The following is a 5375-nucleotide window of genomic DNA, read 5'->3' as shown; positions in this document are numbered from 1 at the left end:
TCCCATACCCTCCAAGTGGTCGGCAGCGTGTACGAGCCTATTTCACAAGCCAGTTTTCCAGATCCAGCAAATCCTGTTCGGTCAGGGTCCCGACAGCCTGCTTGAGTCGCAGGCTGTTGAGAATGTAATCATAGCGCGCCTGGGCATGGTCGATGCTGACCAGTGCCAGATCGCGTTCGGCGTCAAGGACGCCAAGGCTGGTGAACAATCCGGACATGTAGCCGTCCTGCTTGGCTTCGAGGGCCAGCCTGTTGGCGTCGAGGGATTGCGCCAGCGCATCCACCCTCTTCAGTGAACTGTCGACGCCGAGAAAGGCCGAGCGGGTTTTGCGCGCAACCGACCGGGACTGCTTGACCAGATCCTGCCGGGCGATGCCGACCTCGTGCCGCGCGGAGCGGACCTTGGAGGCGACTTCCCCGCCCTGATACAGGGGCAGGTTGAACTGCACGCCGATCTTGTATGTTTCGACCTCGCTGCTTCCACCGAAAAGCGAATCCTCGGTGTTCTCGTTGTCGAAGGAACTGACCAGATCCAGCGTGGGATAATGTGCGGCGTTCTGACGCTTCACTTCGAGTTCGGCAACTTCCACGGCCTTCTTGCTCAGCTCGATGGCCGGATTCCCTTCGAGGGCTCCGGCGAGCCAGGAATCAAGGGTCGGCGGCTCAGGTCTCTTCAGGGTAATGTTCTGCGCCAGGGGGCCGAGATCGTCCACGGGCGCGCCGGTCACTTCGCTCAAGGCTTGCAAGGCGTCGTCAAGCCTGTTGCGCGTCTCGATGGTCAGGGCCTCGGTGGCCGCGAGGCGCGCCTTGGCGTCGTACAGGTCGGTGATGGGGATGAGACCCATGTCCGAACGGCCCTGGGCCAGTTCGAAGTGTTTCTCGACGGCGGTCTGCTCGACGAGGACGTAGTCGAGCCGATCCTTCGCGGCCAGAGCCTGAAAATAAAGGTCCGCAACCCGGGTGATCAACTCCTGGCCGGCCAGGACGAACTCCATCTCCGAGCGGGCCCGAATGACCTCGGCCTGTTTCCACCCGACATAAGACGTCCAGTTGAACAAAGGCTGGGTCAGTGTAACGGCGTACACGGTCGTTCCGTACTCGGAACTGCCCGACGCGTAGACCTCGTTGTCACTGCTTACGATGTCCTGGCTCTTGTGCATGTAACTGGCCGTGGCCATCACCGTCGGGAGCATGGCGGCCAGAGCCTGCCGTTTTCCTTCCTGAGCGACAAAGGTCCGAAATTGATAACCTTGAAATACAGGATCATTCTGAACGGCCAGCCTGTACGTATCCAGCAAACCCGTGGCCACGGCAGGCATTGAAAAAGAAAGGAAGACGACCGACATGAGCAAAATTCTGATGCAGTGAGCCTGAAAAAAAGCATCCAAAAAAGAAAAAAACACTCTCATTGCTTCCTCCTGAAAAAATTTCAACCGCCTGTAATAAATAAAATTCTAAAAAAATATCGAATTATAATAAAAAGCGTCTAGAAAATGCATAAATGAAATTTTCTACCTAAATAGTTATTAGTATTTATTATTAAGTAATAAAAATACTCATTAATACTAGCTATATAATAATCCATATGGATAAAATTCCTAAACACAAAACAAAAACTTCTAAATAATACTACCAAGTAAGAGCTCATTGCAAGGATATTTATCAGCAGGCAAACATCCTCTTTTTTCACTTTTTACGCTCTTGGACAAAATGCTGCTGATTCAGAATTCTTGTCACGGTATCCGAATATCTTGACCATCGCGGTAGGAATTTCACGTTACCCAATCGTTTATGCCATCATCATTGCACAGAGCTTCGAACAAGCCCGAACGTATTTGCCGCAAGCGCGCGTCCAGTATGCCTTGTTCCGGGATTCAAGCATGAGCGTGGAAGACATTGCACATGGGATCGACATCATGAAGAGAACAGTTCAACACATTGTTTCCGATTTGCGGTCCACTGGTTATCTTGCAATGTATTTCAACCCGCGCTGCGAAGAGTTGTTCGCCCATTACCTGGTCGAGCAGATCATTTGCACGCCCACGGCCGGGTGGAAAAGGGCCAGGTCAAGGCTTACGCGGGAAGGCTCAAGTTCGTGGAAAGCGGCAAGCTGATCGCCGAGCACAAGCGGGAATTCGGCCGCGACAAGACCGTCTACGATCCCTGGCGCTACGCCCCTCTGCTTGATCGCAAGCCTGGGGCGCTGCTCAACTGTGCCCCGTTTGCGGCGTGGCGCTGCCCAAGGCCATCAAGCAGTTCCGCGAACGGTTACGACGTTGCGACGACCGGGACCGCCAGTTCGCCGGGATTCTCACCGGCGTCCCCAGCCATGGTCTCGACGTGGTCGCTGAGGCCTGCCGGATGACGCTGAACCAGCGCACCGTGAGTAAGGATGCGGTTCTGAGCATCCTTGCATTTGGAAGAGCTATCGGCTGAAGCAGAGCCTGAATAAAAAGACAAAGCGGATATAAAGAAGGCTACCAGTTGGCAAAGGCGGGGCGAAGCCCTCAGAGCGTCCATATCAACAAACGCGTCTCAGGGTGGTCAAAATTCGGTGATCACGGATGGTCAATTTTCGGTTGTCACTGCTAGGCCTTGGTCAGTTGCTTGAGAAGGCCTTCCTCGCCGATGAGGTCTTCAGGCTTCTTGTAGTCCGCCAGGAGGGCGTCGATCAGGTCGACTGGAAGTGGCTTGCGTGCGGTCATGTCGTCTCCTTGAGAGGTCGATTATCGACAACTGACCGTTTACACAAAATATTTTACACCCCCTACCTTAAAGGGCTGGCGCCGTTCATCTTGCCACTGACCCTATGCTTTTATTCCGACGCCATGTTGAAGGCACTAGGGCATCCCAGGTTTTCGATGATCATCATGTCGCTAAGCGTGGTGATCAATGTGCTACTTACCTTCTTCTTCGTGATCGGGCTGGGCTGGGGCAATACTGGGGCGAGCGTGGCCACCGGCGTCGCTTTCACCATCGGGTTGCTGATTTCTGGCTGTATTACCTTCAATCCCAGACAGCGGCTGTCGATGCTGAAAGGTCATTTTCGTATGCCGCTCTTGCGACGTGCTGTTTACAACGGCTCATCCGAAGGCGTTTCGGAAATGGCGGCCTCGGTCAGCATCCTGATCATCAACCTCACCGTAGTTCGCCTCTTGGGGGCCGACGGAGTGGCCGCGTTCACTGCCATCAACTACATCAACTTCACGGGTATATTGCTGTTCCTCGGTATTTCGGATGGCCTGATTCCGGTGCTGAGCTACAATTACGGAGCTGGAAACTACCAGCGGGTCAGGAGATTATTTCGTATTGCCGCGATAATCACCATGAGCATCGGGGCCATGGTGTTCATCGTGCTACAGGCGTTCGGGCGGCATGCGATCCTGTTGTTCTTCGATGGCAGCGAAAGCCAGGCATTTCAAATCGCAGTCGAAGGCTTGCAGCTCTTCGCTTTCATATTTCTGTTCAACGGACTCAACGTGCTGATCATTGCCTACTTTACCGCACTGGGCAAAGCGAAGATTTCAATCATCATTTCCGCGGCGCGCGGATTGGTATTCGTGCTGATCGGCGTCACCGTGTTACCAATATTCATGGGCATTACTGGTGTGTGGGCGGCAGTCCCGCTGGCGGAGTTGCTGACACTTGGAGTTGCACTCATGCTGATTTATAGAATACATAAAAAATTGGTTTAGCATGTATAGACGTATGCTTAGCGACAGGGTTAGGTGGATGCCTTCGGCGAAAAGAACTCAAGAATAGGAAGTAAACTATGAAAAATGATGTTAACCAATCAAATGTTATTCTCAGAATCGCAGATGAGTCGGAACTTGAGAAGTTTAAGACTGATCTACAAGAAGCCTTTAGAATATCAGCAGAAAAGGAATTCGGACATACATTAGATGAGCCAATTCCTTCTGATTCAGATATCGAAGAGTCATTTAAATCTGCTGGTGCCATTGTATATCAAGTTATTTCAAATGATAATATTGTTGGCGGTGCAGTTGTATCTATCGACGAAGCAACTCAACATAACAAACTATTATTATATTTTATATTATCTAGTTTTCATAACAGAGGAATTGGATACAAAGCTTGGAAGGCAATCGAAGAAAAACATCCAAAAACAAAAGTATGGGAAACAGTTACACCGTATTTTGAGAAAAAAAATATACACTTTTACGTAAATAAGTGTAAATTTAAAATAGTTGATTTTTTTAATAAATATCATACCGATCCAAATCACAAACTTGACAATGATTATGATGAGGAAATATTCAAATTTGAAAAGCAAATGTAAAAAAGATAAATAGTGAATTACGCGAAAATATATACAATGACAAATCATAAATAAAAATATAAATTTTGCAACGGAGTTTAGTACTTGCTACGTTCGCCTGCGCAAAATACTCGTAAACTCGCTTAGCGGAACAGGCTTGCCGATCAACCATGTTGATCATGAAAAGCATCTTCAGATATCTTTTTAGTACACATGGCTAATCACTAGTTTATATTCTAGCTGATTATACTTAAAAAATCGTGGAGATCTCTTGTGCCAACAGCTCATAAACGAAAAAAACAACCTGAAATAGTCCGTAGTAAGCTTATTGAGTGTGCCGCGCGAATCATCACCGAGAAAGGCCCCAATGCTGTCACCATCCAGGCCGTCGCTGACGCGGCTGGTGTAACAAAAGGAGGACTTCTCCATCATTTTAAGAACAAGAATCAACTTAGCGAGGCTGTATCAAGGTATTTTATAGAACAACTGGATACAGAAATTAGCAAGTTGATGGCTGAAGATTCAGTAGAATACGGGCGATTTACAAGGGCTTATATCAATTCAATCTGGAAAGATGTTGCCTCAGGACAGGAAGAACAGCTGATATTTTTCGCATTCTACGCACTATCAGAGCCACAATTAAAATCCATGTATAACGAATGGATGAAAGAAAAACAAAAATTACACCACAATACGGATTCAGATAAAATGCTGCAAGTTCTGAGATATGCGGCAGATGGGATATGGTTTGAGGTTTTAATGAAGGCTGGTTATCAAAAAGAACACTCAGCTTTGTTATCCAGCCTTATCAAAATGACATACAGTGAAGGGGTTGAGCTTCTTTGTCATAGCATCAAAGAGTAGCCAATCCCATGTAGACCCCGGTTGCTGCAAAACATGAATCTGACCACCGATGACGACAGATTGAACCTGGGCGGGGTACTCCTTTTCGCCGACCAGCCGGAGTGGATCGTGCCGCAGTTCGTGGTCAAGGCGCTCCACCAATCGGGTAGGAGGCGGGGTCACCCCCGCCGTCCTCCCACACCACCGTACGTACGGTTCCGTATACGGCGGTTCATGTAACACATTGAATTTTA

5 protein-coding genes are annotated in these 5375 nt (G+C 49.0%); 4 read left to right on the top strand and 1 reads right to left on the bottom strand.

Annotation, left to right across the window (positions count from 1 at the left end; all coding sequences use genetic code 11):
• Positions 1-37: 37 nt before the first annotated feature.
• Entirely contained in the window at positions 38-1408 is a 1371-nt protein-coding gene (locus BMZ24_RS12960; protein ID WP_092192987.1) for a TolC family outer membrane protein, read from the bottom strand.
• A 623-nt stretch (positions 1409-2031) separates the two neighbouring features.
• On the opposite strand from BMZ24_RS12960, the gene BMZ24_RS12955 reads away from it, so the two are divergent.
• The 4 genes from BMZ24_RS12955 to BMZ24_RS12940 all read left to right on the top strand — a co-directional run bounded on the left by BMZ24_RS12955 (position 2032) and on the right by BMZ24_RS12940 (position 5142).
• Complete coding sequence (locus BMZ24_RS12955) at positions 2032-2364, top strand: hypothetical protein (protein WP_092192985.1); 333 nt, start codon at positions 2032-2034, stop codon at positions 2362-2364.
• Between the two features lie 496 nt (positions 2365-2860).
• Positions 2861-3694, top strand: a complete 834-nt coding sequence (locus BMZ24_RS12950) for an MATE family efflux transporter (RefSeq protein ID WP_482764192.1) — start codon at positions 2861-2863, stop codon at positions 3692-3694.
• 77 nt (positions 3695-3771) lie between these two features.
• On the top strand, positions 3772-4299 hold the full coding sequence (locus BMZ24_RS12945) for a GNAT family N-acetyltransferase (RefSeq protein WP_092192983.1): 528 nt from the start codon (positions 3772-3774) through the stop codon (positions 4297-4299).
• A gap of 252 nt (positions 4300-4551) precedes the next feature.
• The gene (locus BMZ24_RS12940; RefSeq protein WP_092192981.1) at positions 4552-5142 is read left to right on the top strand and encodes a TetR/AcrR family transcriptional regulator; all 591 of its coding nucleotides are present in this window, start codon (positions 4552-4554) and stop codon (positions 5140-5142) included.
• Positions 5143-5375 lie beyond the last annotated feature (233 nt).

The sequence above is a fragment of the Desulfomicrobium norvegicum genome, from assembly GCF_900114595.1.
Lineage (GTDB): Bacteria > Desulfobacterota > Desulfovibrionia > Desulfovibrionales > Desulfomicrobiaceae > Desulfomicrobium > Desulfomicrobium macestii.
The sequence above is the reverse complement of the archived record's forward strand: the minus strand, read 5'-3'. Positions and strand labels throughout refer to the sequence as shown.

What these genes read in the sequence shown, in the direction of transcription:
- BMZ24_RS12960 (WP_092192987.1), bottom strand. Translation starts at nt 1,408, where the DNA reads ATGAGAGTGTTTTTTTCTTTTTTGGATGCTTTTTTTCAGGCTCACTGC.
- BMZ24_RS12950 (WP_482764192.1), top strand. Translation starts at nt 2,861, where the DNA reads ATGATCATCATGTCGCTAAGCGTGGTGATCAATGTGCTACTTACCTTC.
- BMZ24_RS12945 (WP_092192983.1), top strand. Translation starts at nt 3,772, where the DNA reads ATGAAAAATGATGTTAACCAATCAAATGTTATTCTCAGAATCGCAGAT.